Here is a 22,598-nt window from a genome sequence, read left to right on the forward strand (position 1 = left end):
TGCGCCCATGAGCACCCCCCGCATCTGCCATGCCGAGCACATGCCCGGCACCGTGGCGCAGGACGCACATGTGCCCGTGCTCATCGTGGGCGGCGGCGCCTGTGGCCTCACGGCGGCGCTGATGTTGCACGATGCCGGCGTGGACTGCGCGGTGCTGGAGCGCGATGCCACGCCGCTGGGCTCGTCGGCCCTCTCATCCGGCTTTATCCCCGCGCCTGGCACGCAGGCGCAGCGCGCGGCGGGCATTGATGACAGCCCGGAGCGGTTTGCCGCCGACATCAGCGCCAAGGCCAAGGGCAGGGCGGCGCCCCATTTGGTGCAGGCCTATGCCCAGGCCATCGGCCCGGCGCTCGATGCACTGCAAGCGCGCCATGGCCTGCAGTGGCAGGTTCTCGATGGATTTTTGTACCCCGGCCACAGCGTGCGCCGCATGCACGCCACGCCCGAGAAAACCGGCGTGGGCCTGATGGGCCGCCTGGCCAACGCGGTGACGGCGGTGGACATTCCCCTCATTACCGAAGCCACCGTGCGCGAGCTGTGGGTCAATGCTCAGCAGCGCGTGATCGGCGTGGGCTACGGGCGGCCTGATGGCACGCTGGAGCACCTGGCCTGCGACGCACTCATCCTGGCCTGCAACGGCTTTGGCGGCAACCCGGCCATGGTGCGCGAGCTGCTGCCCGAGATGCGCGACGCCCTGTTCGCCGGCCATACCGGCAACGATGGCAGTGCCATCGCCTGGGGCCAGGCGCTGGGCGCCCGGCTGGCGGACCTGGGCGGCTACCAGGGCCACGGCTCCTGGGCCATTCCGCAGGGCGCGCTGATTTCGTGGGCGCTGATGATGGAAGGCGGTATCCAGGTCAATGCGCTGGGCGAGCGCTTTCACGACGAGACGCAGGGCTACTCCGAAGCCTCGGTGCATGTGCTGGCGCAGCCGGGCGGCGTGGCGTGGAATGTGTTCGATGCGCCCATCCTCGCATTGGCGCGCAGCTTTCCGGACTTTGTCGATGCCGAGGCAGCCGGTGCGGTAAAGCACTGTGACAGCGTGCAGGCGCTGGCGGCATTGATCGGCTGCGAAGAATCAAAATTGATAGCAACCCTGGCAAGTACCACTAGCGCTAGCGGCCAGAACGAAGACAACCGACGTGTGTTTGCCCGCCCATTGCAGGCGCCGTTCTGCGCGGTCAAGGTGACCGGCGCGCTGTTCCATACCCAGGGCGGGCTGGACATCGACGCCCAGTGCCGTGTGCTGGGGCAGACCGGCCAGCCATTTCCCAATCTTTTGGCCGCAGGCGGCGCGGCCCGCGGCGTGTCGGGCGATGCGGTGTGGGGTTATCTCTCCGGCAACGGCCTGCTCAGCGCCGTGGCCGGTGGCTACATCGCCGCGAACACGGCGGCCAGGCTGAACCGTCAGAAAGTGTGAAGACATGACCCCTTCATCGTTCAAAGAACGCCTCCATGAACCCTGCGCCATCCTGGCCCCCGGCGTCTACGACGCCCTGAGCGCCCTGGTGGCCGAGCAGGCGGGCTTCGAGGCGCTCTACCTCTCGGGCGCATCGATTGCCTACACCCGCCTGGGCCGCTCCGACGTGGGCCTGACCACCTACACCGAGGTGGAAGACACCCTGGCACGCATCACCGAGCGCGTGCGCACGCCGGTCATCGTCGATGCCGACACCGGCTTTGGCAACGCGCTCAACACCCAGCGCACCGTGCGCGGCTTTGAGCGTGCGGGCGCGGCCATGGTGCAGATCGAAGACCAGGGCTTTCCCAAGCGCTGCGGGCATCTGGATGGCAAGACGGTGGTGCCGGTGGGCGAGATGTGCGGCAAGCTCAAGGCCGCGCTGGACGCACGCCGCAGCGCCCACACCCTGATTCTGGCCCGCACCGACGCGCTGGCCGTGGAGGGCATCGACGCCGCATTCGACCGCGCCGAGGCGTACCTGGAATGTGGTGTGGATGCGCTTTTCATCGAAGCCTTGCGCACCCCCGAGCAGATGGACGCGGCCTGCCAGCGCTTTGCCCACCGCATCCCGCTGCTGGCCAACATGGTCGAAGGCGGCAAGACACCGATCCAGAGCGCGGCCGAGCTGCAGCAGCGCGGCTTTCGCATCGTGATCTTCCCCGGCGGCACCGCCCGCGCCGTGGCGCACACGCTGCAGGGCTACTACGCCAGCCTGCACACGCACCAGACCACAGCGCCCTTCAAGGACCGGATGATGGACTTTGACGGCCTGAATGCGCTGATCGGCACGCCCGAACTGATGGCACAGGGTCGCCAGTACGAGTAGCCCCCCAAGGGGTAAAGGCCAATGCCCCCGCCCGCACTGCGGCGGGTGAGGGCGCGTACCATGCCGTGAACGTTTTTCCCCCGAAACTGCATGGAGACCTCCCACATGGCCCACAACCCACAAACCATCACCCTGGGCGGCGGCTGCTTCTGGTGCACCGAAGCCGTGTTCGACCGCGTGCGCGGCATCACCGATGTGGAAAGCGGCTACACCAACGGCCACACCATCAACCCCAGCTATGAGCAGATCTGCCAGGGCGACACCGGCCACGCCGAGGTGGTGCGACTGACGTTCGATGCCGACGAGATCAGCCTGGAGGAGATCCTGGAAATCTTCTTCCACACCCACGACCCGACCACGCTCAACCGCCAGGGCAATGATGTGGGCACGCAATACCGCAGCGGTATTTACTACGACAACCCCGAACACGGCGAAATCGCCAACACCATGATCCGCCAGATGTCGCAAGACAAGCTGTTTGGCGCGCCCATCACCACCGAGGTGAAGCCGCTCTCGAACTACAGCACGGCCGAGGCCTACCACCAGGACTACTTTGCCAACCACCCCAACGCGGGGTATTGCGCGTTTGTGGTGGGGCCGAAGGTGGAGAAGTTTCGCAAGACGTTTGCGCGGTATTTGAAGGGCTGACGCTGACGCGCTAGCAGCTGCCAAAAGGGGCGGGATCCGGGTCTTGCGCTTTGGGCTCAATGCCTGGAGGGAGCAAATTCGCTCAGAGCGAGGCCGCAGGCAGGCATAATGCAACCCGATTGCGTTATGCACCGTTCGTACGCGCCACCCATGTCCGCACCGCCTCTTCCACACGCACACGGCATCCAGCCCTGGTCCCTCCCAGTCGGAATGCGCGCCACCCGCGCCACACGGGCGTTGGCGGCAGTGTACGAAGCCCGGCCGGACGCGGCCCTGTCAGAGCCCGAGGTCGAGGCGGCCCTGGCTGCAGCGGGCGTTGCGGTCAACAAGGTCACGGTCTACCGCCTGCTTGACCGTTTTGCTGCCGCAGGGCTGCTGCACAAGCAGATCGATGCCGGCCGCGTGACGCGCTACGCGTTGGCCCCACAGGGGGAGGAGGGCGCGGCACCGCGGTTTGAATGCGACGACTGCCACCGCCAGTTTCGCCTGTCGCAGGGTTCTGCCAAGGTGCAAAAGGCGCTCCAGCAGGTGTTGCAGGCGCTGGCCACTGCGGGGCATGAGAGTCTGGCAGTGGACGTTGCAGTGCACGGGCGCTGTGCCGACTGCGCGCACCCGGCAGAGGGCGCTGCCGCATGATCCGCACCCGGGGGCTTTCCTACACCTATGCCACGGGTGGCGCCGCGCCGCTGCGCTTTCCGGATGTGGACCTGCGCCAGGGCGGCACGCTGCTGCTGCGCGGGCGCTCGGGCACCGGCAAGTCCACCTGGCTGGCGCTGATGGCCGGCCTGCGCGGTGCCAGTGGCGGCGACCTGTTTGTGGCGGGCACCCAGCTGGGCACGCAGCGGGGGGCCGAGATCGATGCCTGGCGCGCGCGCACCATTGGCTTCTTGCCGCAAAAGCTGTACCTCAGCAGCGCACTCACCGTGGCGGACAACCTGGCGCTGGCGTACTTTGCGGCCGGGCTGCCGCGTGACGATGCGGCCATCCACCGCGCGCTCACCCAAGTGGGTGTGGCCGAGCTGGCCGCCCGCAAGCCGCATCAGCTCTCCGGCGGGCAGGCGCAGCGCGTGGCGCTGGCGCGGGCCGTCCTTTTGGCGCCGCAAGTGCTGCTGGCTGACGAGCCCACGGCCAGTCTGGACGACGAGGCGGCGGCCGATGCATTGGCCCTGCTGCAGCACAGCGCCGCTGCCTGTGATGCCAGCCTGGTGATTGCCACGCATGACCAGCGTGTGGTGTCCGCCCTGGCAGGTGTCCAGACCCTCAATTTGAATGAAATCGGCACGGAGCGCCGGTTGAATATGCCTGAACAGCTATGAACTCAGGAGTATTCAAACTCGCCCGCCTGTCCTGGCGCTACCTGTGGTCCCGCCCGCTGGCCGCCGTGCTCAACCTGCTGGTGCTCACACTGGGCCTGGCCGCCATCACTTTGGTGCTGCTGGTGGCCACACAGCTCGACAAGGCGTTTGAGCGCGACCTGAGTGGCATCGACCTGGTGGTGGGCGCCAAGGGCAGCCCGCTGCAGCTGATCCTGGCGGGCGTGTTCCACATCGACGTGCCCACGGGCAACATTCCGCTGCAAGAGGTGCAGGCGCTGCAGAAGAACCCGCTGGTGGCGCAGGTCATCCCGCTGAGCCTGGGCGACAGCTACCAGGGCTTTCGCATCGTGGGCACCACGCCCGACTACGTGGCGCACTATGAGGCCCGGTTGGCCGAAGGCGCGCTGTGGCAGCAGCCCATGGACGCAGTGCTGGGCGCCAGCGTGGCGCGGGGCATTGTCAAAGCCAGCCATCAAGGCGGGCCGCTGGTGGGGGCCACCTTCATTGGCAGCCACGGCGTGGGTGGAGGAGGGCACGCCCATGGCAACCACCCCTACCGTGTAAGCGGCGTACTGGCGCCCTGCGGCTGTGTGCTGGACCGATTGATCCTGACCAGCACCGAATCCGTCTGGATGGTGCACGAGACCGCCACGGCCAACGATGCTGAAGACCTGGAAATCATGAAGGAAGAGCGTGAGGTGACCGTAGCCCTGGTGCGCTACCGCACGCCCATGGCGGCCATCACGCTGCCACGCCTGATCAACGGCGGCACCTCGATGCAGGCGGCGGCGCCCGCCATCGAGGTCACGCGCCTGCTGCGCCTGCTGGGCGTGGGTGCCGATGTACTGCGCGCATTCGGCGGCGTACTGCTGGCCGTGGCCGCGCTCAGCGTGTTCATCGCGCTGTGGAATGCCGTTCGCGAGCGCCGCGCCGACCTGGCCATGCTGCGCATGCTGGGCGCGCCGCCGGGCCGGGTGGCCGGGCTGGTGCTATGGGAGGCGCTGTGGCTGGCCGCGCTCGCGTCCATCCTGGGGCTGCTGCTGGGGCACGGCCTGGCCCAGGCCTTGGGCTGGGCACTACAGGCGCAGGGCTTGCTGCCGGTGACGGGCTGGATCTGGCTGCCCGCCGAAGCCGGGGTGCCGCTGCTGGCCGCAGGCGTGGCGGCCTTGGCGGCGCTGCTGCCCGCCATGCAGGCCTACCGCACCGATGTGGCCGACTTGTTGAGCCAGCCCTGATGCGGCCCCCCGAGTTCTGACCTCCATAAACCCTCTAGCCACTCAACCTGAAAGTCTTTCCATGAAAAAACTCTTCGCTGCTCTCGCCCTGGCCCCCATACTGCTCGCCGGTGCCCTGGCCCACGCGCAAGCCCACAACGACAAGGACACCCAGGAAGACGTCGCCCGCCACCGTGCCATGGCTGCCGCCCACGAGGCCGCCGCCAAGTGCCTGGAGTCCGGCAAGGGCCACGACCAGTGCCAGAAAGACCTGCAGGCGGCGTGCAAGAACCTGGCCATTGGAAAATACTGCGGCATGAAACACGCACATTGAGCGCCTGTTTTTTTGATGCTCGTTCGCCCGGAGTCCCCGCCATGTCCTGCACCTTGAAACCCTTGCCCATCCCCGGCCTGATGGCTCGCGTGGCTTGTCTGGCCGCCACGCTGGTTCTGGCAACCGGTGCGCACGCGCAGCAAGGCGGCGCCACCAAGCCCGCGCCGGGCGCTTTTGAGCGTGCCAAGGAAGGCGCGGCCGCAGCGCCAGTGCTGTCGTCGCCCCTGCCTGCGGGCGCTGGCACCGTCGTGCCATCGGGGTCGGGTGCGGGCTACCACAGCCCCAACAGCCCGATTGCCCCGCTGCCCCAGCGCAACGACGTGGTGCCCTGGTCGGTGCTGACCGACCTGAGCAAAAAGACCACCAAGGACGGCATCCTGCCCGTGTTCAACGATGCCCAGAAAGGCATGGACAAGACCACGCAGCGCATTCAGGGCTTCATGGTGCCGCTGGATGCCAAGCCCACGCAGACGCACTTCATCCTCACCTCCGTGCCGCTGACCTGCTCGTTCTGTACGCCGGGCGGGCCCGAGAGTATGGTCGAGGTCAAGGCCAAGACACCCGTGCGCTATTCGCTGGAGCCCGTGGTGGTGGAAGGCAAGTTCACCGTGCTCCCCAATGATCAATATGGCCTGTACTACCGCGTGGTGGACGCGGTGCCGGTGAAATAATCCCCGGCTTTGGCCGCTGCAGCCTCTGCCGCAATCCTTTCCCTTTTTGCCTGACGTGACCCGCGCCTTCCTTCGCCCTTTGCACCTGCGGTCCGCCGCCCTGCGCGGCGCAGCGGTGCGACGCCTTGCGTTGGCGTGGCTGCTGCTGGCATTGGTGGTGGTGCCCACGCTGGGTCGGCTGCACCAGGTGGTGCACGGCGGCGCGCTGGACCAGGCGCATGCTGGGCTGCTGGCCGCGCCCTCTTCGTTGCCCGGGCAGCCGGCGTGGGACCTGGCCCCCACTGCGCGCCCCGCTGCCACACCCGGCCACGGTCTGTGGCTGCGCTATCTGCTGGCCCACCACGCGCCGGTGGACTGCCTGTTGCTCGACCAGCTGGCGCTGGGCGACGCATTGCATGCCGCCCTGCTGGCGCTGCCTGCGGCCGATGCGCCGCTGCCGCCGGCCGTGCATGCGGCAGGGCGGGTGAGCACACCCCACATTGCGCTGTTCCATGCGCGCGGCCCACCGGTCGCCTGACGCGCAGCGCACCTCCAGCCCCACCTTCTCAGCCGGCGTCCCCGCTGTGTGCCTTGCAGTGCAACGCGGCGGTGTTGTGCCTGCTGGCGCAGGGCGCGGTATGCAAGCCGCTGTATGCAGGCCGATTTGGCGGCTGCCAGCGGCCGTACCACGGCGCGCCGCCCATCATTACTCCTGTTTTCATAGCTGCTAGCGCATATTTCACTATCGCTTGCAGCGGTTTTATTCATCAACCCGCGCCCAGGGCGCGGGTCGGCATGCGCAGGCGCGTTGGCACCGCCAGCGCCGCGCATGCCATGTTGCAGGCCACCACCATGACCCACACCTTTTCTACCCACCGCTTTGCTTCCCGCCGTGCACGCCCGGCGCTCCACCCTGTGGCCCTGGCGACCCTGCTGGCGCTGTCTGGCACCAGCGTTGCCACCCAGGCGCAGACTGCACCCGCGCCCGCTGCGGCGGCTGACGCTGCGCCCAGTCTGCCTGCAGTCACCGTGTCGGCCAGCGGCCTGCAGCTGGGCGCCAGCGACATGACCACCCCCGCCACCGTGCTGGAAGGGGATGAACTGGTGCGCCGCCGCGAGGCCACGCTGGGCGAAACGCTGAACAGCGAGCCCGGCATCACCAGCAGCCACTTTGGTGCGGGCGCCAGCCGGCCCATCATCCGCGGCATGGACGGCCCGCGCGTCAAGGTGCTGAGCGATGGCGCCGAGCTGCACGACGCCTCCACCATCAGCCCCGACCACGCCGTGGTGTCCGAGCCACTGCTGGCCACGCAGATCGAGGTGCTGCGTGGCCCCTCGGCCCTGGTTTATGGCAACGGCGCCGTGGGCGGCGTGGTCAACGTGCTGGACGGCAAGGTGCCCACCGCCATTCCGCAAAAGGGTTACGAAGGCAGTGCCGAGCTGCGCGCCAACTCGGGGGCGGGCGAGGGCGCCGGGGCCTTTTCGCTGACGGGTGGGGCGGGCAATCTGGCCGTGCATGTGGAGGGTGTGGCGCGGGATGCGGGCGACTACCGCGTGGGCAAGGGCTGGTCGGGCGGCAGCAAGGTGCTGGGCAGCTTCAACCGCACGGACACTGGCAGCGTGGGCCTGTCGTGGGTGGGCGACCAGGGCTACCTGGGTGCAGCCTACACCCGCCAGACCGCCAAGTACGGTCTGCCCGGCCACAACCACAGCTTTGACGGCTGCCACACCCATGGCGACCACCTGCACTGCGGCGCCCACGCGGACGACGAAGCCGACGGCCATGACCACGACGCCGCCGCAGGCGATGTGCCGGTGGTGGACCTGCGCAGCGAGCGCTTTGACGTGCGGGGCGAGCTGCGCAACCCGTTTGCGGGCTTCTCGGCACTGCGGCTGCGCGCGGGTGTCACCGACTACAAACACGACGAGGTCGAAGACGGTGCCATCAGCACCACCTTCAAGAACAAGGCCTACGACACGCGCGTCGAGCTGCAGCACGAGCCCATCGGCGGCTTCAAGGGCGTGATCGGCCTGCAGACCTCGCAGCGCAAGTTCAGCGCCGAGGGCGAGGAGGCCTATGTGCAGCCCACTGTGACCCGCAAGACGGGCCTTTTCGTGCTGGAAGAGTACCGCTGGAACGACTGGCGCTTTGAAGCCGCCCTGCGCCACGACCGCCAGACGGCCGAGGCCCAGACCAGCGGCATCGAGCGCAGCCACAACGGCACCTCGGCGTCGCTGGGCGCGGTGTGGAAGTTCACGCCGGGCTACCAGGTGGGCACCTCTTTCACCCGCGCCAGCCGCGCGCCGTCGGCCGAAGAGCTGTATGCCCAGGGCCTGCACATGGCCACCAGCACGTACGAACGGGGCAATGCCGACCTGCGCTCCGAAATCTCGCAGAACATCGATGTGAGCCTGAAGAAGACCAGCGGCGACACCACCTTCGGCGTGAGCGTGTTCCGCAACCGCATCCAGAACTACATCTATGGCCGCACCCTGGACGAGCTAGACGGCCTGCAACTGCTGCAGTACAGCCAGGCCGACGCCACCTTCACCGGCATCGAAGGCCAGGTGCGCCAGCGCCTCACACGCAATCTGGGCATCACCCTGTTTGGCGACACCGTGCGCGCCAAGCTGGACGGTGGTGGATTGCTGCCACGCATCCCGGCCACCCGCGCCGGTGTGCGGCTGGACGCCAACTGGCAGGCCTGGGAAGGCCAGGTGGAATGGGTGCAGGTGGCCCGCCAGAACCGCGTGGCCGACTTTGAAACCGCCACGCCCGGCTACGGCATGCTGAACCTGGGCGTGAGCTACAACGGCCAGTTCAGCAGCGGCACCCCCTGGCAGGTGTACCTGAAGGCCAACAACCTGACGGACCGCCTGGCGTACGCGCACACCTCGTTCATCAAGAACGCAGCGCCGCTGATGGGGCGCAACCTGACGGTGGGGGTGAAGGTGGCGTTCTGACGGGTGATGCCGTCGTGATGTGAGCGAGCCAGCGGCGGGGGAGGGCGTTGCTGGCTTGCACACCTCCCGTCCCCAAACCACCCAAATCACCGAGTCCAAAGGTGACTTGGATGCATGCCATACTCGCTTTGACGTGGTTGATTCTTCGATCCGTCAAGGCGACGCTGCCTCAGTCCCGGTGATGGCGCGCACCCGATTCGGAAATGGGATTGGCATCGCAGCAGGCCGCCCAACGCCGGGTTGCGCGACGCGCGAAGGACTTGTTCGGCGTGGCCGTGCATGAATCTGACCCATTTGCAATAGCCCTGCATGCCCATCACTCCCACGCCGTCCGCAAACCTGTTGCAACTGCTTCCTGAGGCGGTGGTGCAGACCGATGCGCTGTGGGAGATCACGTACCTGAACCCGGCGTGGCACAAGCTCACCGGCCACTCGGTGGCAGCGGCGCTTGGCAGGTCTTTGCTGGAGTTCGTGCATCCCGACGACGTCGGCACCATGCGCTCGGGCATGCCGGTGTTCCGCTTGCGCTTTGCCGACGCGGACTACCGCTGGGTGCGTCTGCAGTTCCACCCGGAGACGGATGCGGCTGAGCGGGTGATCAGCCGCCAGGGTGTCCTGATCGAGATCACCGAGGTCACCGAGCAGGTGCTGGTGGAAATTCGCCAGCGCTTTCTGCGCTTGCTGGAAACCATTGATGGCGTGGTGTGGGAGGCTGAAATCGGGGTGGGCAATACCTTTCTGAGCCCACAGGTCGAACGCTTGTTCGGCTACTCCGTCGAGGAGTGGCGGGCTGACCCGGGCTTCTGGAGGGCGCATGTGCATCCCGATGATCTGGAGGAGGCCTTGGTGATCGACGATGCCGCCTACACCGCCACGCACAGCCATGCCTACGAGATGAGCTACCGGCTGATTGCCAAGTCGGGCAAGGTCGTGTGGGTGCGTGACCTGTGCCGCGCAGTGGTCGAACCGGGTCGCCCGAACCGCATGATCGGCCTGATGATCGATGTCACCCAGCAGAAGAACACCGAACTCGATCTGTTGCGCTCCGAAAACCGCTATTCGCTGGCGACCCGCGGATCCAATGACGGTATCTGGTATTGGGACTTGCGAACGGACGCCCTGCATGTGTCCGGGCGCTTTCTCCAGATCGTCGGGCTGGGTAGCCGCGATCATGTGTACGACGGAGGCTGGCGCTTTCTCGAGCAACTGATTGATCGCGAGGATCGCGCTCGCGTGCAGGAGGCCTACCGCAGGCACCTGTCCGGAAACAGCGCGAACTTTTCGGTGGACTTCCGTGCGTTCCACGGGGCGGGGCGGCTGGTGTGGGTCAATTGGCGCGGGCTCGCCGAGTTTGAAGACGGTGTTCCCGTGCGCATGGCGGGCTCGTTGAGCGATCTGGCCGAGCGTGGCAGCTCCTACGACGCGCTCACCAACTTGCCCGGTCGGCCGTTGTTCCGCGATCGCCTCGCGCAACTCATCGCGCTGCACCAGAACGACGGGGTGAATGGTGATGGCGAGCCAATACGCGGTGGGGCCACGATGTTTGCCGTGCTGCTGCTGGACCTCAACGGGTTCAAGGCCGTCAATGACTGCTACGGACACCATGTGGGCGACCAGCTATTGCAACAGGTGGCGCGGCGGCTCGAATCCTGCGTGCGGGCGGTGGATCTGGTCGCCCGCATGAGTGGCGACGAGTTCAATGTGCTGCTGGAGTCCATTGACCCCGCTGAAGCCAGCCAACGGGCAGAGCAGATCGCCGCCGCCCTTGCCGCGCCCTATGTGATCGGCGAACACACCGTGATCAGTGGCGCGAGTGTTGGCTTGGCCACCAGCGCATCCAGGCTGGCGACGGTCGACGACTACCTGCGCGCAGCAGACACTGCCATGTACCAGGCCAAAAGTCAGTCATTGGGCGTGTGCGTGGCCCCATAGGGCGTTGCGGCCACGCCCGGCGAGGGCGTGATGATCCGGGCTACAGGGCCGCAGGTGGTCGCCTCAAGGAACAATCGCCACCGATTTGACCTGGGCCCACACCGCGCTGCCGGGCACCACACCCAGCGCATGCAGGGACCGGTGGGTGACCCGCGCGAGCAGAAAAGACTCCCCACAGCGCAGCCGCACCAGCGCCTGCGAGGGGTGGGCGTCGGGCGCGACCGAGTCGATCACGCAGGGCAGGTGGTTCTGGATGCTGGTCTGCGTGGGCTCCTGCATCGTCAGGCTCACGTCGCGGGCCAGCACCCGCAGCCGCACCGCCTGGCCCACCGGCAAGCCGCTGTCGCGCAGCCACATGGCGCCACCGGCAAAACCCACGCGCGCCAGGTGCCAGGCCGTGTCCCGCTCCAGCACCTGGCCGCGCAGCAGCGCGCCCGCGTCGTCGCCCAGCACCATGGGCAGGTGCACCGACGACAGCACCTGGTCCACTGGCCCGGCGGCCTTGACCTGACCGCCCTCCAGCACCACCAGGTGGTCGGCCAGCCGTGCCAGTTCGTCGGCAGAGTGCGTGACATACAGCATGGGGATGTGCAGCTCGTCGCGCAGGCGCTCCAGCCAGGGCATGATCTCCTGGCGCCGCGCCAGGTCGAGTGCGGCCATGGGCTCGTCCAGCAGCAGCAGGCGGGGGGAAGTTGCCAAGGCACGGGCAATGGCCACCCGCTGGCGCTCGCCGCCCGAGAGCTGGCCAGGCCGGCGCTGCAACAGGCGGCCGATGCCCAGCAGTTCGATGGCCGTCTGCAGCGTGGCCTCGGCCTGCGCAGACCGGGCGCGCTTCAGGCCATACCGCAGGTTGCCCAGCACGTCCAGGTGTTCGAACAGGCTGGCCTCCTGGAACACGTAGCCCAGCGCCCGCTGATGGGTGGGCAGAAACACCTGGGTGGCATCGTCCTGCCACACCTCGCCCGCCACCACCACCAGGCCGGGGTGCGCGCGCTCCAGCCCCGCCACGCAGCGCAGCACGCTGGTCTTGCCCGAGCCCGATGCGCCAAACAGCACCGTGATGCCGCTGCCGGGCAGGTGCAGGTCCACATCCAGTTCAAAGTCGGCACGCGGCAGCGCGAGCCGGATGCGCAGGTCGCCGGGCGCACTCACGGCAGCACCCGCGAGCCACGGTTCTTGAGCAGCGCCAGGCACAGCAGCACCACGAACGAGAACAGCACCATGCCGCCCGCCAGCCAGTGCGCCTGGGCGTATTCCATGGCTTCCACATGGCCGTAGATCTGGGTGGAGACCACCCGTGTCTTGCCCGGGATGTTGCCGCCAATCATCAGCACCACGCCAAACTCGCCCACCGTGTGGGCAAAACTCAGGATGGCTGCGGTGAGCAGGCCAGTGCGGGCCTGCGGCAGGGCCACGGTAAAAAACGCATCCAGCGGGCTAGCCCGCAGGGTGGCAGCCACTTCCATAGGACGACGACCCATGGACTCAAAGGCATGCTGCAGCGGCTGCACCGCAAACGGCATCGAGAACACCACCGACCCAATCACCAAGCCCGTGAAGGTGAACGACAGCAGGCCCCAGTCCATGGCCTGCGTGAACTGCCCCAGCGGCCCGGCGGGCCCCATCGCCACCAGCAGGTAAAAGCCGAGCACCGAGGGCGGCAGCACCAGCGGCAGGGTCACAAAGGCGCCCACGGGTCCCTTCCACCACGACTCGGTTTGCGACAGCCACCAAGCCAGTGGCGTGGCGATCAACAGCAGCACGAGCGTGGTGAGGGTGGCAAGCTGCAGGGTCAGCCAGATGGCTTGCAGTGCTTCAGGGCCCAGAGGCATAAAGGAAAAGGGCGGTGGCGTGGATGGGGTGTGAGTATCTCAGTGCTCGTAGCCAAAGCCGCGGATGACCGCCCGCGCCTTGTCGCCCTTAAGGTATTGCATCAATGCCGCCGCTGCGGCGTTACCCTGGCCCTTGGTCAGCAGCACGGCGTCCTGGCGCAGCGGGGTGTAGAGCGCTGCAGGGACGGCCCACACCGAGCCCTCCACCAGGCGGCCATCGGCCATCACCTGCGACAGGGCGACAAAGCCAAGCTGGGCATTCTGGGTGGCAACGAACTGGTGGGTCTGGGCAATGTTCTCACCCTGCACAAACTTGGGCCGCAAGGTGTTCAGCACGCCCAGATGGGTCATTACCTCCACTGCGGCGGCTCCGTAAGGGGCGAGCTTGGGGTCGGCCAGCGCGATCTTGTCGAAGGTGCCGGATTGGAGCACCTGGCCTTGGGCATCCACCAGTCCGGGCTGCTTGCTCCACAGGGCCAGCTTGCCAATGGCATAGGTGAAACGGCTGGCATCAACCGCCAGGCCTTCCTTGGCGAGCCTGGCCGGGGTTTCATCGTCGGCGGACAGCAACAGGTCAAACGGCGCACCGTTCTTGATCTGCGCATAGAACCGCCCGGTAGAGCCAAAAGCCAGCGTGGCCTTGTGGCCGGTGTCCTGCTCGAAGAGGCGGGCAATCTTTTGCATCGGGGCCGTGAAGTTGGCCGCCACGGCCACTGACACCTCGCCCGCATGGGCTGAAAACGCCATCGCCAACGAGGCGGCCAGGGACAACAGGAAACGCTTCACGACAATCTCGCTATTCTTCATTGGAATAGCGGGACTGTAGCATGTCAGCTACTGCGCTATTCCATTGATGAACAGCGATGCCTCAAGCGTCTGTACCACCCAGTTAACATGCCCGCATGAGCAATTCTTCACTGCCACTGGCCGAGGTGCTGGGCCACGAGGCCACGGACAAGCGCATCGACATCCTGCGCCGCATTGGCGAGGTGGGCTCCATTTCCGAGGCGGCGCGGGGCGCGGGCGTGAGCTACAAGGCCGCCTGGCAGGCACTGGAGACGCTGACCAACCTGGCCGGGGTGCCGCTGGTGGAGAAGGTGGTGGGCGGCAGCGGCGGCGGCGGGGCCGCGCTCACCCCAGCCGGCCAGCGGGTACTGCAGGCGGCCCATGCGCTGGCGGATGCACGCCAGCAGGTACTGGGCCGATTGAAGAGCGACGACGACGCAGCGACCGGCCGCGCCGCACTGGCGCTGCGCACCAGCATGCGCAACCAGTTTCCTTGCACCGTGGGCAAGGTGCGGGCCGTGGGAGGGCAGGTGCGTGTGCAGCTGCTGCTGGCGGATGGGCAGGCGCTGCATGCGTCCATCACGCGGGTCAGCGCCCAGTTGCTGGGTTTGAAGGCAGGGGTTGGTGTGCTGGCGCTGTGCAAGGCGACGGCGGTTCAGGTGGCCCCGGCCCCTGGCAGTCCCGCAGGCAATGCCATGGCCGGGGTGGTGCGGAGCGTCGCTCGCGGCGCCGCCCCCGAGGTGGTGCTACAGCTGCCCAGCGGCATCCAGCTGGTGGGCTTTGCCGCTGAAGGAGCCAAGGTTCGAGCGGGCCAGCAAGCCACGGCGGTTTTTGACGAATCCAGCATCGTCATCGCCGCGGCTTCCTGAGGGTTGAGGGCCTTCCAGCGCATTGGACAGGCGGGCCAGCACGCCCCGCTACCTGCTGCGATCGCCGTCGCGCACGGATTCGATCGTGCCGTTGTAGATGCGAACCACCCCCAGGAAGGTGCCTGGCCCCCGGTCGTACGTCCACTCTTCCATGGGCACACACTGGTTGGCCAGCACCGCTGCGGGACTGCCCGGGCGGTAGGGCGTCACCACCCAGCCCAGCTGCAGCATGGAAACGCACACGCCCTGGCGGTAGATGGGGTCACCACATTTTTGCAGCAGCGTCACGGGAGAGTCGCCTTTGCCCACCAGTGATCCATTGCAGCGCAGGGACTGCGAGGCCTGGGCCGGCAGCACCGTGCACAAGGCCAGTGCGGTTGCCACCAGCTGCAAGGTCCTTTGATGAAGGCCTGGCAGCGCTGTCTGGTTCCGGAGGTATCTCATGGAGGCGGTTTCGAAAATACTGCGCATTACTGTACAGCGGCACAGCCGTGGAGGGGTGTGCACCGCCTTTCGCTTCGCTTTCATCGCCTGTCCGTAGAAGCACAGTGGCCCCAGCCCGCCACAGGCGGCATGATCGGGGGATGAAACTGCTGTTGGTCGAAGACGATTTTGATCTGGCCGGGGCCCTGAGCCGCAGTCTGGTGGCCCGTGGGTTTGAGGTGTTGTGCTGCGCCGATGGCAAGGAGGCCCTGGCGGCTGCGCGGCGCACCGCGTTTGACGTGATCACGCTCGACCTGTCGCTGCCGGGCCTGGACGGGCTGGAGGTGCTGCGGCGCCTGCGCGATGGCGGCAGCACCACACCGGTACTGGCGTTGACGGCCCGCGCTGCCGTCACGGACCGGGTGGCAGGACTGGAGGCCGGGGCCGATGACTACCTGGCCAAGCCCTTTGACCTGGATGAGCTGGTGGCGCGGCTGCGGGCCCTGACGCGCCGCGTGGGGCGCGACGGGCAGTTGCGCTGCGGGGCGCTATACCGCGAGCCGGGCAGTGGCGTGTTCTACAACGATGCCTTGCCGCTGGAGCTGTCGCAGCGGGAGTCCGAGCTGCTGCGGCTGCTGATGTCGCGCGTGGACCGGGTGGTCAGCAAGGAAGAGCTGCGCACCCAGGTGTTTGCCAACACGGACGAGCAGGTGCAAGCCGACGCGGTGGAAGTGGTGGTGCACCGGCTGCGCAAGAAGCTGGTGGGCACCAACGCCGAGATCGTGACCTTGCGCGGCGTGGGTTACCTGCTGTGCGATGCCGACAGCATGGCCGCCCACAAGACGGACAAAGCCGACAAGTCCGATAAGGGCGGGGTGGCCCGGTGACGCTGCGGTGGTGGCAGCGGCGGCCCTGGCGGCCGCGGGGCGGCTCATTGCAGCGGGTGCTGCTGGTGGGCTGGCTGGTGCCGCTGTGGGGGCTGGTGGCCGTGATCTGCGTGGTGCAATGGACCTATCAGGTGCAGCATGACGCCACCGCACAAGATGAGGCCTTGCGCCAGGCGCTGGCGCACTGGCCTGCAGATCTATCAGCAGAGCCCGCCGCCTCCCTGCGTGCCCAACCCGTGCCCGGTGTCTGGTACCGCGAGAGCAATCTGGACGGCGAACGCCTGGCTGGCAGCGCCGATCTGCCGCGCGTGCCTCCCACCGAGGTGGTGCGTGACCCCGGTGCCGTGCACTTCTACCTGGCGCAGGTCGGGGACCAACTGGTGCGGGTGGCAGTGACCCTGTACCAGCCCACCGGGGTGAAGGAGGGGCAAGCCGTGGCTGCGCCCGTGGTGCGCCAGGCGGCGCGCCCGCTGGGCGAGCGCCTGCCGGGTGCGCGCCGCCTGCTGGGCGGTGGCTCGGGCCTGTGGTGGGTGGTCCTGCTGGCACTGGCGATGACCACCGTGGCGGTGCTGCTGGCGCGGGCGGCATCGGGCTGGTTGCGGCATGCGGATGTGTCGCTGATGCGGCCGCCCAGCGGCGACGTTGTGGGCACCGCAGGCCGCATCTACGAAGGCCCGTCGGAACTCGCTCCGGCCGTGCAGCATTTTGCCGAGCTCCAACACAGTCAGAGCCGCTGGATCGAGGAGCAGCGGCGCTTTCTGGCGGATGCCACCCACCAGCTGCGCACCCCCATGGCCGTGCTGCGCACCCAGCTGCAGGCCGCCATGGCGGGTGACATGCTGGTGGGCGATGCGCTGCAGCAGATGCTGCATACCGTGGACCGCGCCTCGGGCCTGGCCAACCAGTTGCTTAGCCTGAGCAAGGTGGAGCAGCTCAAGCGCATGGGCGAGCTGCCCATCGTGGACCTGAACGCGATTGCCCGCGAGGCCGTGATGGAGCTGGCACCGCTGATTGCGGCCAAACGGCTCGACTTTGCGCTGGAGGGCCCTGACACGCTGTGGGCACCCGGCGACGCAGCGCTGCTGGGCGAGCTGATGCGCAACCTGCTGGCCAACGCCATCCACCACACGCCCACCCATGGGCGGCTGGGTGTGCTGCTGCGCGACAGCACCGGGCGGCGCGAGGTGCTGGTGTGGGACGAGGGCCCAGGCATCGACGACGCCGTGCGGCAGCGACTGTTCCAGCCGTTTTCGGCGGGGAAGGGCGGGGTGGGGCTGGGGTTGTCCATCTGCCGGCAGATTGCCGAGGCGATGGGCGCCCAGGTCACGCTGTTCAACCGCATGGACGCGGGGCATGTCATCGGCGTGGATGCCGTGGTGGCCTGGGAAAGTTGATATGAAGCCCCTCTGTGTCGCCTGCGGCGCCTTCCCCCCTGGGGGACGCAGCCCTCGCTGCGGGGCGGCCCTTGCTCGGCTGCTCTGGCGCAGGGCGCGCCGGTTTCATGGGGCCCGTTGTCGTTCATTGAGCTTCCCATCGGCCTTAGACATGGCAGTCGCCAAAACGTACGCACCATGACGAACTCTGCGGGCCATCACGGCATTGAATTCAGGGATGTGTGCAAGCGGTATGGAGCATCGCCCGGCGCCCCGCTGGTGGTGGACCACATCAGCTTCAGCGTGCCGCGCGGCACGCTCACCACCATCCTTGGGCCGTCGGGCTGCGGCAAGACGACCACGCTGCGCCTGATTGCCGGGCTCGAATCTCCCACATCGGGCCGCATCTTCATCGACGGGCATGACGTGACCCCCCTCGGCCCGGCGCAGCGCAACGTGAGCCTGGTGTTCCAGAACTACGCGCTGTTTCCGCACATGAATGTCATCGACAACGTGGTCTACGGCCTGCATTTGTCGGGCCTGGGCAAACAGCAGGTGCGCGACAAGGCGCGTGCCATGCTCGACACCGTGGGCCTGCACGGTCTGGACCAGCGCAGGCCGCACGAGTTGTCGGGCGGGCAGCAGCAGCGCGTGGCCCTGGCCCGCGCGCTGGCGCTGGAGCCTGCCGTGCTGCTGTTTGACGAACCCCTGTCCAACCTGGACGCCCGCCTGCGCCGTTCCATGCGCGAGGAAATCCGGGCCCTGCAACAGCGCCTGAAGCTCACCGTGGCCTATGTCACCCACGACCAGTCCGAGGCCCTGGCCGTCAGCGACCAGATCGTGGTGATGGACCGGGGCGCCATCGCCCAAAGCGGCGTGCCCAGCGCGCTGTACGAGCAACCGACCTCCGAGTTTGTGGCCGGCTTCATGGGCGAGGCCATGCTGTTCGCGGCCCAGAACCACGCGCCCAGCCCGGGCAGCAATGCAGCCACCGGGTATGCGCAGCTGGGCCCGCTGCGTGTGCCGTCACCCGCCGCACTGTCCGCAGGCCCGGTCAAGATCGCCGTGCGGCCTGAGGCCTGGGTGATCGGCCCGGCCACATCGGCGGGCCTGGCCGCGCGGGTCACCCGCTGCACCTATCTGGGCAGCGTCATGGAATACACCTTTGCCAGCGCCCTGGGCGCCATTTTTGTGGTGTCGCCCCTGGTGGAGTTGCCGCTGGATGTGGGGGCCCCGGTCAGCCTGACGCTGGCAGACCACGGGGTGTCCGTCGTGGCCGGATGAGGCGGGCGACGTTTGCCCGTCACGCGCCACGCCGTTCACTGATACTTTTTTGATGAGCGATGCCCTTGGACTACACCGTTGCTGTTTTTGATCTGGACAACTGCCTGATGGATGCCCGGGCGGTGGGGCCCTTGTTCGAGCCCGCTTTCGAGGCTGTGCGGCAAGCCAACCAGGGCGCGTTGAGCCCGGACGCCCTTGAGCAAGCGCTGCAGGCCTGCTGGTTCACCGCGTTCGACCTGGTGGCTGAGCGCCACCATTTCACGCCCGCGATGCGCGCGGCGGGGTGGCAGCAGTTCAGCCAGATGGAGGCGAAGGCGCCGTTGCGAGGCTACGCCGACATCGAACTGCTGCCCCGCATCCCGCTGCGGCGCTACCTGGTCACCAGCGGCTTTCGGCGCCTGCAGGACAGCAAGATCGATGCGCTGGGAATCCGCCCGTGGTTCGAACAGGTGCTCATCGACGCGATTGACGCACCACCCACCGGCGCCGCGCATGGCAAGCAGGCCCTCTTTGAGCAGATCCTGGCCCGCGAGGGCTGCGCGCCCCGCCAGATGCTGGTGGTGGGCGACAACCCCTTGTCCGAACTGTCGGCCGGGCGCGCCCCGGGGGCCACCACCGTCCAGACGGTGCGGCCGGGGGTCGAACCCTGGCCTCTGGCCGACCACCGGGTGGAGGGGCTGCAAGGGCTGCTGGCCCTGCTGTCGGAGGATGCGCCCCGCGCCGCGGCAGATACGCCCCCAGCGGGCCCAGGCCGGGGAATTGACTGAAATCGGCGTCAAGCGCTAGTGGAATATGCGCTAATAGCTATTGAATATGTAGCAAGAAATGGGAGTGCGGTGGGCGCAGCACGCCGAGTCGGCAGAGATCATGGGAGACAATCGGCGCCCACCCTTGCCGACCTGGCGCGCTTTTCTCCGTGAACTCTCCTGTCTTCACCTCGCTGATCCCCGTCATTCTGTTCATTGCCATCGGCTTTTGTGTGGGGCGGCGCGGCTGGATACGCGCCGAGTCTGTCAAGGACCTGGCCAACCTCGTTTTCATGGTGCTCACGCCCGCGCTGCTGTTTCGCACCATGAGCACGGTGCACCTGGAAGACCTCAACTTCGGCCCTGTGGGCATCTACTTTGTGGCGTTTGGCGTGGTCTATGCGGCCTCTTTGGCGGTGCAGGGCTTCAACACGCTGGGCGCCGCCCGGGCGCTGGCCAACACCTTCAGCAACACGCTGATGATTGGCGTGCCGCTGGTGGGCCTGGTGTTTGGCGAGGCAGGGCTGGTCACGCTGTTCACCCTGATCTCGGTGCACTCGCTCATCCTGCTGACGGCCGCCACTGTGGTGTTCGAGCTGGCGGCCGCGCGCGAACATGCCGGGCGCCCGGGCGGGGTGCAGCAGCCCATGTGGCGTACCGTGCTGCAGGCCATCCGCAACGGCATCGTGCACCCTGTGCCGCTGCCCATCATCGCGGGCCTGCTGTTTGCGCAGACCGGGCTGGTGGTGCCCGAGGTGGTGGGCAAGCCTCTGCAGCTGCTGGGCCAGGCGCTGGGGCCGATTGCGCTGCTGCTGGTGGGGGTGACGCTGGCATTCACCAAGGTCGGCCACCAGTTCAAGGCCGCGCTGCGCATTGCGCTGGTGAAGTGTGTAGTGCACCCGCTGGTGCTGGCCAGCATGGGCTGGGCGCTGGGCCTGTCGGGCATGCCGCTGGCCGTGATGATCGTCGCGGCATCGCTGCCCGTGGGGGCCAACGTTTTCTTGTTCTCCCAGCGCTACCGCGTGGCAGAAGAAGAGGTGACCGCCAGCGTGGCGGTGTCCACCGCGCTGGGGCTGGTGACGATGCCAGTGGTGATTGTGGCAGTGACGCGATGGGGTGTGGGGTGACATCCGCAGCGGTGCGCATGTCTGCCGTTTAGCAGCCTGCCTAATCGGCTAGGCATTGCCGTACAAGCTGCAAATTCCTTCTTCTCGCGGCTCATACGCGATATGCAAAAGCAGCGTTGAGCGTAGCTCGGTAAATGGATGGTCTGCGAAGTGTTTGCAGAAATGCATGACCTCTTGCAGCGACTGATTCTCATGCCATGAGGTTAGGACAAAGCTCTCGTCCGGTATATCTCCACAATCAAACTGCTTGAGGTTGGCCCAGTCCACCGAGTCGTCCCAGGAACTGCAGCCAAGACCCCAGGCCATCATTTGTAGACATCCAGAACGTACCAGCCAGTCGCTCACGGCGTGCTGCCAGAGCGTTGACACTTCCGACTCGATCATGACGAGGGCGCGAAAGCTCCCCAGAGAAAGCTTGGGCAGCTCAGACTCCGGGTTGAGACAGAGGTAAACGACTTCGGATATGGAATCCACTTGGTGGCTTATCGCTGAGGCTCGCCTACGGCGGCCGAGACTCAGGGCGCCAGCCGCTCCCGCACCCAGTCGCTGCCATCGAGGCGGTAGCGCAGCCGGTCATGCAGCCGACTCTTGCGCCCCTGCCAGAACTCCCACTGGTCGGGCTTGAGGCGGTAGCCGCCCCAGTGTGGAGGGCGGGGCGGTTTCAGCATGAATTGCGCCCCGTATTTGGCCGCGTTGGCCACCAGCACGCTGCGGCCTGAAATGACCTGGCTTTGGGGGCTGGCCCAGGCGCCGATGCGCGAATCCAGGGGGCGGCTGCTGAAGTATTCCTCGCTTTCCTCGTCGCTGACCTTCTCCACCACACCTTCGATACGCACCACACGCTCCAGCTCCACCCAGTGAAACTGCAGCGCTGCAAACGGGTTGCCCGCAATCTGGCGGCCCTTGCGGCTGTCGTAGTTGGTAAACCAGACAATCCCGCGCTCGTCATAACCCTTGATGAGCACGATGCGTGTGCTGGGCCGCAGGTCGCTGCCCACGGTGGCCAGGGTCATGGCGTTGGGCTCGGGCACTTCGGCGCTGATGGCTTCCTTGAGCCACTGGTCAAACTGCTGCAGGGGGGCGGCGTGCGAGGCGTCTTCGTTGAGTTCGGCGCGCTCGTAGCTCTTGCGGAGGTCGGCGATGGAGTTCGTGGTCATGGCCACGATTGTGCATCCCTCGTACGATGTCGCATTGCGCTAGGGCCTGTGCAGTGGATTTTGATAGTGATCGAATTTGTGTTCGTTTATATTCCTGGTTCCGATGAAACCCAAAGATGACGAGAAACAGCGCGCCATTGCCCAGGCCACCTTTGAACTGGTGGCCCAGCGCGGCCTGAGCGGCCTGACCCTGGCCGACATTGCCCGGGCAGCGGGCGTGGCCACGAGCACGCTGTACGTGTACTACCCGTCCAAGGACGAACTGATCAGCCAGCTGTACCAGGACGCCAAGACCGTCACGGCCGCGCGCATCATGGACGGCATCGAACCTGGCATGCCCTACCGCGCACGGGTGCGCCGCGCCTGGGGTAATCTGCTGCGCCATCGGCTGGACCAATACGCCGAGGTGGTGTTCCAGGAGCAGTACTACAACTCGCCCTGGTTCACCCAGGGCAACCGCGAATTTTCGACCCGGCTGATGGCGGGTTTTTTTGCGCTGATGGAAGAAGGCCAGCTGCAGGAGATCCTCAAGGCCGTGCCCATTCCGCTGCTCACGGCCAGCCTAGTGGGATCGGTGCGGGAGACCGGCAACCTGATCCGCACCCAGGTGCTGCCCGATGACGAGGCCGTGCACCAAATGGCGTTTGGCCTGTGCTGGGACGCCATCAAGGCGTAAATTGTGCCGCTGCAGAAACTCGAATTTTGCGGTTTAATCGAATAGTTATTCTCTTAAAACAACAAAGCGGCTTGATGTGTGCCCGCGCCGCC

The 22,598-nt window shown here is 66.9% G+C and carries 24 protein-coding genes; 18 read left to right on the top strand and 6 right to left on the bottom strand.

The window, feature by feature from the left end; genetic code table 11:
- Positions 1 to 7: 7 nt before the first annotated feature.
- The 11 genes from ATF69_RS10360 to ATF69_RS10410 all read left to right on the top strand — a co-directional run bounded on the left by ATF69_RS10360 (position 8) and on the right by ATF69_RS10410 (position 11,346).
- Positions 8 to 1,420 (top strand): FAD-dependent oxidoreductase, encoded by a 1,413-nt coding sequence (locus ATF69_RS10360; protein WP_146870871.1) that lies wholly within the window; start codon positions 8 to 10, stop codon positions 1,418 to 1,420.
- Between the two features lie 4 nt (positions 1,421 to 1,424).
- On the top strand, positions 1,425 to 2,288 hold the full coding sequence (locus tag ATF69_RS10365) for an isocitrate lyase/PEP mutase family protein (RefSeq protein WP_146870872.1): 864 nt from the start codon (positions 1,425 to 1,427) through the stop codon (positions 2,286 to 2,288).
- 105 nt (positions 2,289 to 2,393) lie between these two features.
- Positions 2,394 to 2,936, top strand: coding sequence for a peptide-methionine (S)-S-oxide reductase MsrA (gene msrA, locus ATF69_RS10370; RefSeq protein ID WP_146870873.1), 543 nt, complete (start codon positions 2,394 to 2,396; stop codon positions 2,934 to 2,936).
- A 210-nt stretch (positions 2,937 to 3,146) separates the two neighbouring features.
- Positions 3,147 to 3,572: a transcriptional repressor gene (locus tag ATF69_RS10375; RefSeq protein ID WP_146871106.1), complete on the top strand. Its 426-nt coding sequence runs from the start codon at positions 3,147 to 3,149 to the stop codon at positions 3,570 to 3,572.
- Positions 3,569 to 4,252, top strand: coding sequence for an ABC transporter ATP-binding protein (locus tag ATF69_RS10380; RefSeq protein WP_146870874.1), 684 nt, complete (start codon positions 3,569 to 3,571; stop codon positions 4,250 to 4,252). The genes ATF69_RS10375 and ATF69_RS10380 overlap by 4 nt, the downstream gene beginning before the upstream one ends.
- Positions 4,249 to 5,487 carry an FtsX-like permease family protein gene (locus ATF69_RS10385; protein ID WP_146870875.1) on the top strand — a complete coding sequence of 413 codons (1,239 nt, stop codon included), beginning with the start codon at positions 4,249 to 4,251 and terminating at the stop codon, positions 5,485 to 5,487. Before ATF69_RS10380 ends, ATF69_RS10385 begins: the two co-directional genes overlap by 4 nt.
- Before the next feature lie 61 nt (positions 5,488 to 5,548).
- Positions 5,549 to 5,800: a hypothetical protein gene (locus ATF69_RS10390; protein ID WP_146870876.1), complete on the top strand. Its 252-nt coding sequence runs from the start codon at positions 5,549 to 5,551 to the stop codon at positions 5,798 to 5,800.
- 41 nt (positions 5,801 to 5,841) lie between these two features.
- Entirely contained in the window at positions 5,842 to 6,471 is a 630-nt protein-coding gene (locus tag ATF69_RS10395; protein WP_146870877.1) for a DUF3299 domain-containing protein, read from the top strand.
- A gap of 55 nt (positions 6,472 to 6,526) precedes the next feature.
- Complete coding sequence (locus ATF69_RS10400; RefSeq protein WP_244303700.1) at positions 6,527 to 6,988, top strand: hypothetical protein; 462 nt, start codon at positions 6,527 to 6,529, stop codon at positions 6,986 to 6,988.
- A 314-nt stretch (positions 6,989 to 7,302) separates the two neighbouring features.
- A complete protein-coding gene (locus tag ATF69_RS10405; protein ID WP_146870878.1) occupies positions 7,303 to 9,414 on the top strand; it encodes a TonB-dependent receptor domain-containing protein in 2,112 nt (703 codons plus the stop codon).
- Between the two features lie 309 nt (positions 9,415 to 9,723).
- Complete coding sequence (locus ATF69_RS10410; protein ID WP_146870879.1) at positions 9,724 to 11,346, top strand: sensor domain-containing diguanylate cyclase; 1,623 nt, start codon at positions 9,724 to 9,726, stop codon at positions 11,344 to 11,346.
- Between the two features lie 63 nt (positions 11,347 to 11,409).
- Here ATF69_RS10410 and modC read toward each other — a convergent pair whose 3' ends face one another.
- The 3 genes from modC to modA are packed head-to-tail and all read right to left on the bottom strand — an operon-like array spanning position 11,410 to position 13,985.
- The gene (gene modC, locus ATF69_RS10415; RefSeq protein ID WP_146870880.1) at positions 11,410 to 12,498 is read right to left on the bottom strand and encodes a molybdenum ABC transporter ATP-binding protein; all 1,089 of its coding nucleotides are present in this window, start codon (positions 12,496 to 12,498) and stop codon (positions 11,410 to 11,412) included.
- Complete coding sequence (modB, locus tag ATF69_RS10420) at positions 12,495 to 13,178, bottom strand: molybdate ABC transporter permease subunit (protein WP_146870881.1); 684 nt, start codon at positions 13,176 to 13,178, stop codon at positions 12,495 to 12,497. The genes modC and modB overlap by 4 nt, the downstream gene beginning before the upstream one ends.
- 39 nt (positions 13,179 to 13,217) lie before the next feature.
- A complete protein-coding gene (gene modA, locus ATF69_RS10425; protein WP_208758717.1) occupies positions 13,218 to 13,985 on the bottom strand; it encodes a molybdate ABC transporter substrate-binding protein in 768 nt (255 codons plus the stop codon).
- A 95-nt stretch (positions 13,986 to 14,080) separates the two neighbouring features.
- Here modA and ATF69_RS10430 point away from each other — a divergent pair, with 95 nt between their 5' ends.
- Positions 14,081 to 14,833 carry a TOBE-like domain-containing protein gene (locus ATF69_RS10430; protein WP_099730281.1) on the top strand — a complete coding sequence of 251 codons (753 nt, stop codon included), beginning with the start codon at positions 14,081 to 14,083 and terminating at the stop codon, positions 14,831 to 14,833.
- Between the two features lie 48 nt (positions 14,834 to 14,881).
- Here the strand turns inward: ATF69_RS10430 and ATF69_RS10435 are convergent, their stop codons facing one another.
- Positions 14,882 to 15,217 (bottom strand): DUF2845 domain-containing protein, encoded by a 336-nt coding sequence (locus ATF69_RS10435; RefSeq protein WP_233193749.1) that lies wholly within the window; start codon positions 15,215 to 15,217, stop codon positions 14,882 to 14,884.
- A 200-nt stretch (positions 15,218 to 15,417) separates the two neighbouring features.
- On the opposite strand from ATF69_RS10435, the gene ATF69_RS10440 reads away from it, so the two are divergent.
- From ATF69_RS10440 to ATF69_RS10460, 5 genes are all read left to right on the top strand, one after another.
- On the top strand, positions 15,418 to 16,143 hold the full coding sequence (locus tag ATF69_RS10440; RefSeq protein WP_056744825.1) for a response regulator transcription factor: 726 nt from the start codon (positions 15,418 to 15,420) through the stop codon (positions 16,141 to 16,143).
- Positions 16,144 to 16,199: 56 nt separating this feature from the next.
- Positions 16,200 to 17,537 carry a sensor histidine kinase gene (locus ATF69_RS10445; RefSeq protein WP_244303714.1) on the top strand — a complete coding sequence of 446 codons (1,338 nt, stop codon included), beginning with the start codon at positions 16,200 to 16,202 and terminating at the stop codon, positions 17,535 to 17,537.
- A 177-nt stretch (positions 17,538 to 17,714) separates the two neighbouring features.
- Positions 17,715 to 18,800 (top strand): ABC transporter ATP-binding protein, encoded by a 1,086-nt coding sequence (locus ATF69_RS10450; RefSeq protein WP_099730279.1) that lies wholly within the window; start codon positions 17,715 to 17,717, stop codon positions 18,798 to 18,800.
- Between the two features lie 59 nt (positions 18,801 to 18,859).
- Positions 18,860 to 19,567 (top strand): HAD family hydrolase, encoded by a 708-nt coding sequence (locus ATF69_RS10455; RefSeq protein ID WP_146870883.1) that lies wholly within the window; start codon positions 18,860 to 18,862, stop codon positions 19,565 to 19,567.
- Positions 19,568 to 19,716: 149 nt separating this feature from the next.
- Entirely contained in the window at positions 19,717 to 20,673 is a 957-nt protein-coding gene (locus ATF69_RS10460) for an AEC family transporter (protein WP_146870884.1), read from the top strand.
- A gap of 48 nt (positions 20,674 to 20,721) precedes the next feature.
- Here the strand turns inward: ATF69_RS10460 and ATF69_RS10465 are convergent, their stop codons facing one another.
- Entirely contained in the window at positions 20,722 to 21,147 is a 426-nt protein-coding gene (locus tag ATF69_RS10465; protein ID WP_146870885.1) for a DUF7684 family protein, read from the bottom strand.
- Between the two features lie 41 nt (positions 21,148 to 21,188).
- The gene (gene pdxH, locus ATF69_RS10470) at positions 21,189 to 21,830 is read right to left on the bottom strand and encodes a pyridoxamine 5'-phosphate oxidase (RefSeq protein WP_146870886.1); all 642 of its coding nucleotides are present in this window, start codon (positions 21,828 to 21,830) and stop codon (positions 21,189 to 21,191) included.
- A 103-nt stretch (positions 21,831 to 21,933) separates the two neighbouring features.
- Between pdxH and ATF69_RS10475 the strand changes: the two genes are divergently transcribed.
- On the top strand, positions 21,934 to 22,506 hold the full coding sequence (locus ATF69_RS10475; protein ID WP_146870887.1) for a TetR/AcrR family transcriptional regulator: 573 nt from the start codon (positions 21,934 to 21,936) through the stop codon (positions 22,504 to 22,506).
- Positions 22,507 to 22,598 lie beyond the last annotated feature (92 nt).

Source organism: Acidovorax delafieldii, assembly GCF_007993815.1.
In the GTDB taxonomy this organism is placed as follows: Bacteria; Pseudomonadota; Gammaproteobacteria; order Burkholderiales; family Burkholderiaceae_C; genus Acidovorax; species Acidovorax delafieldii.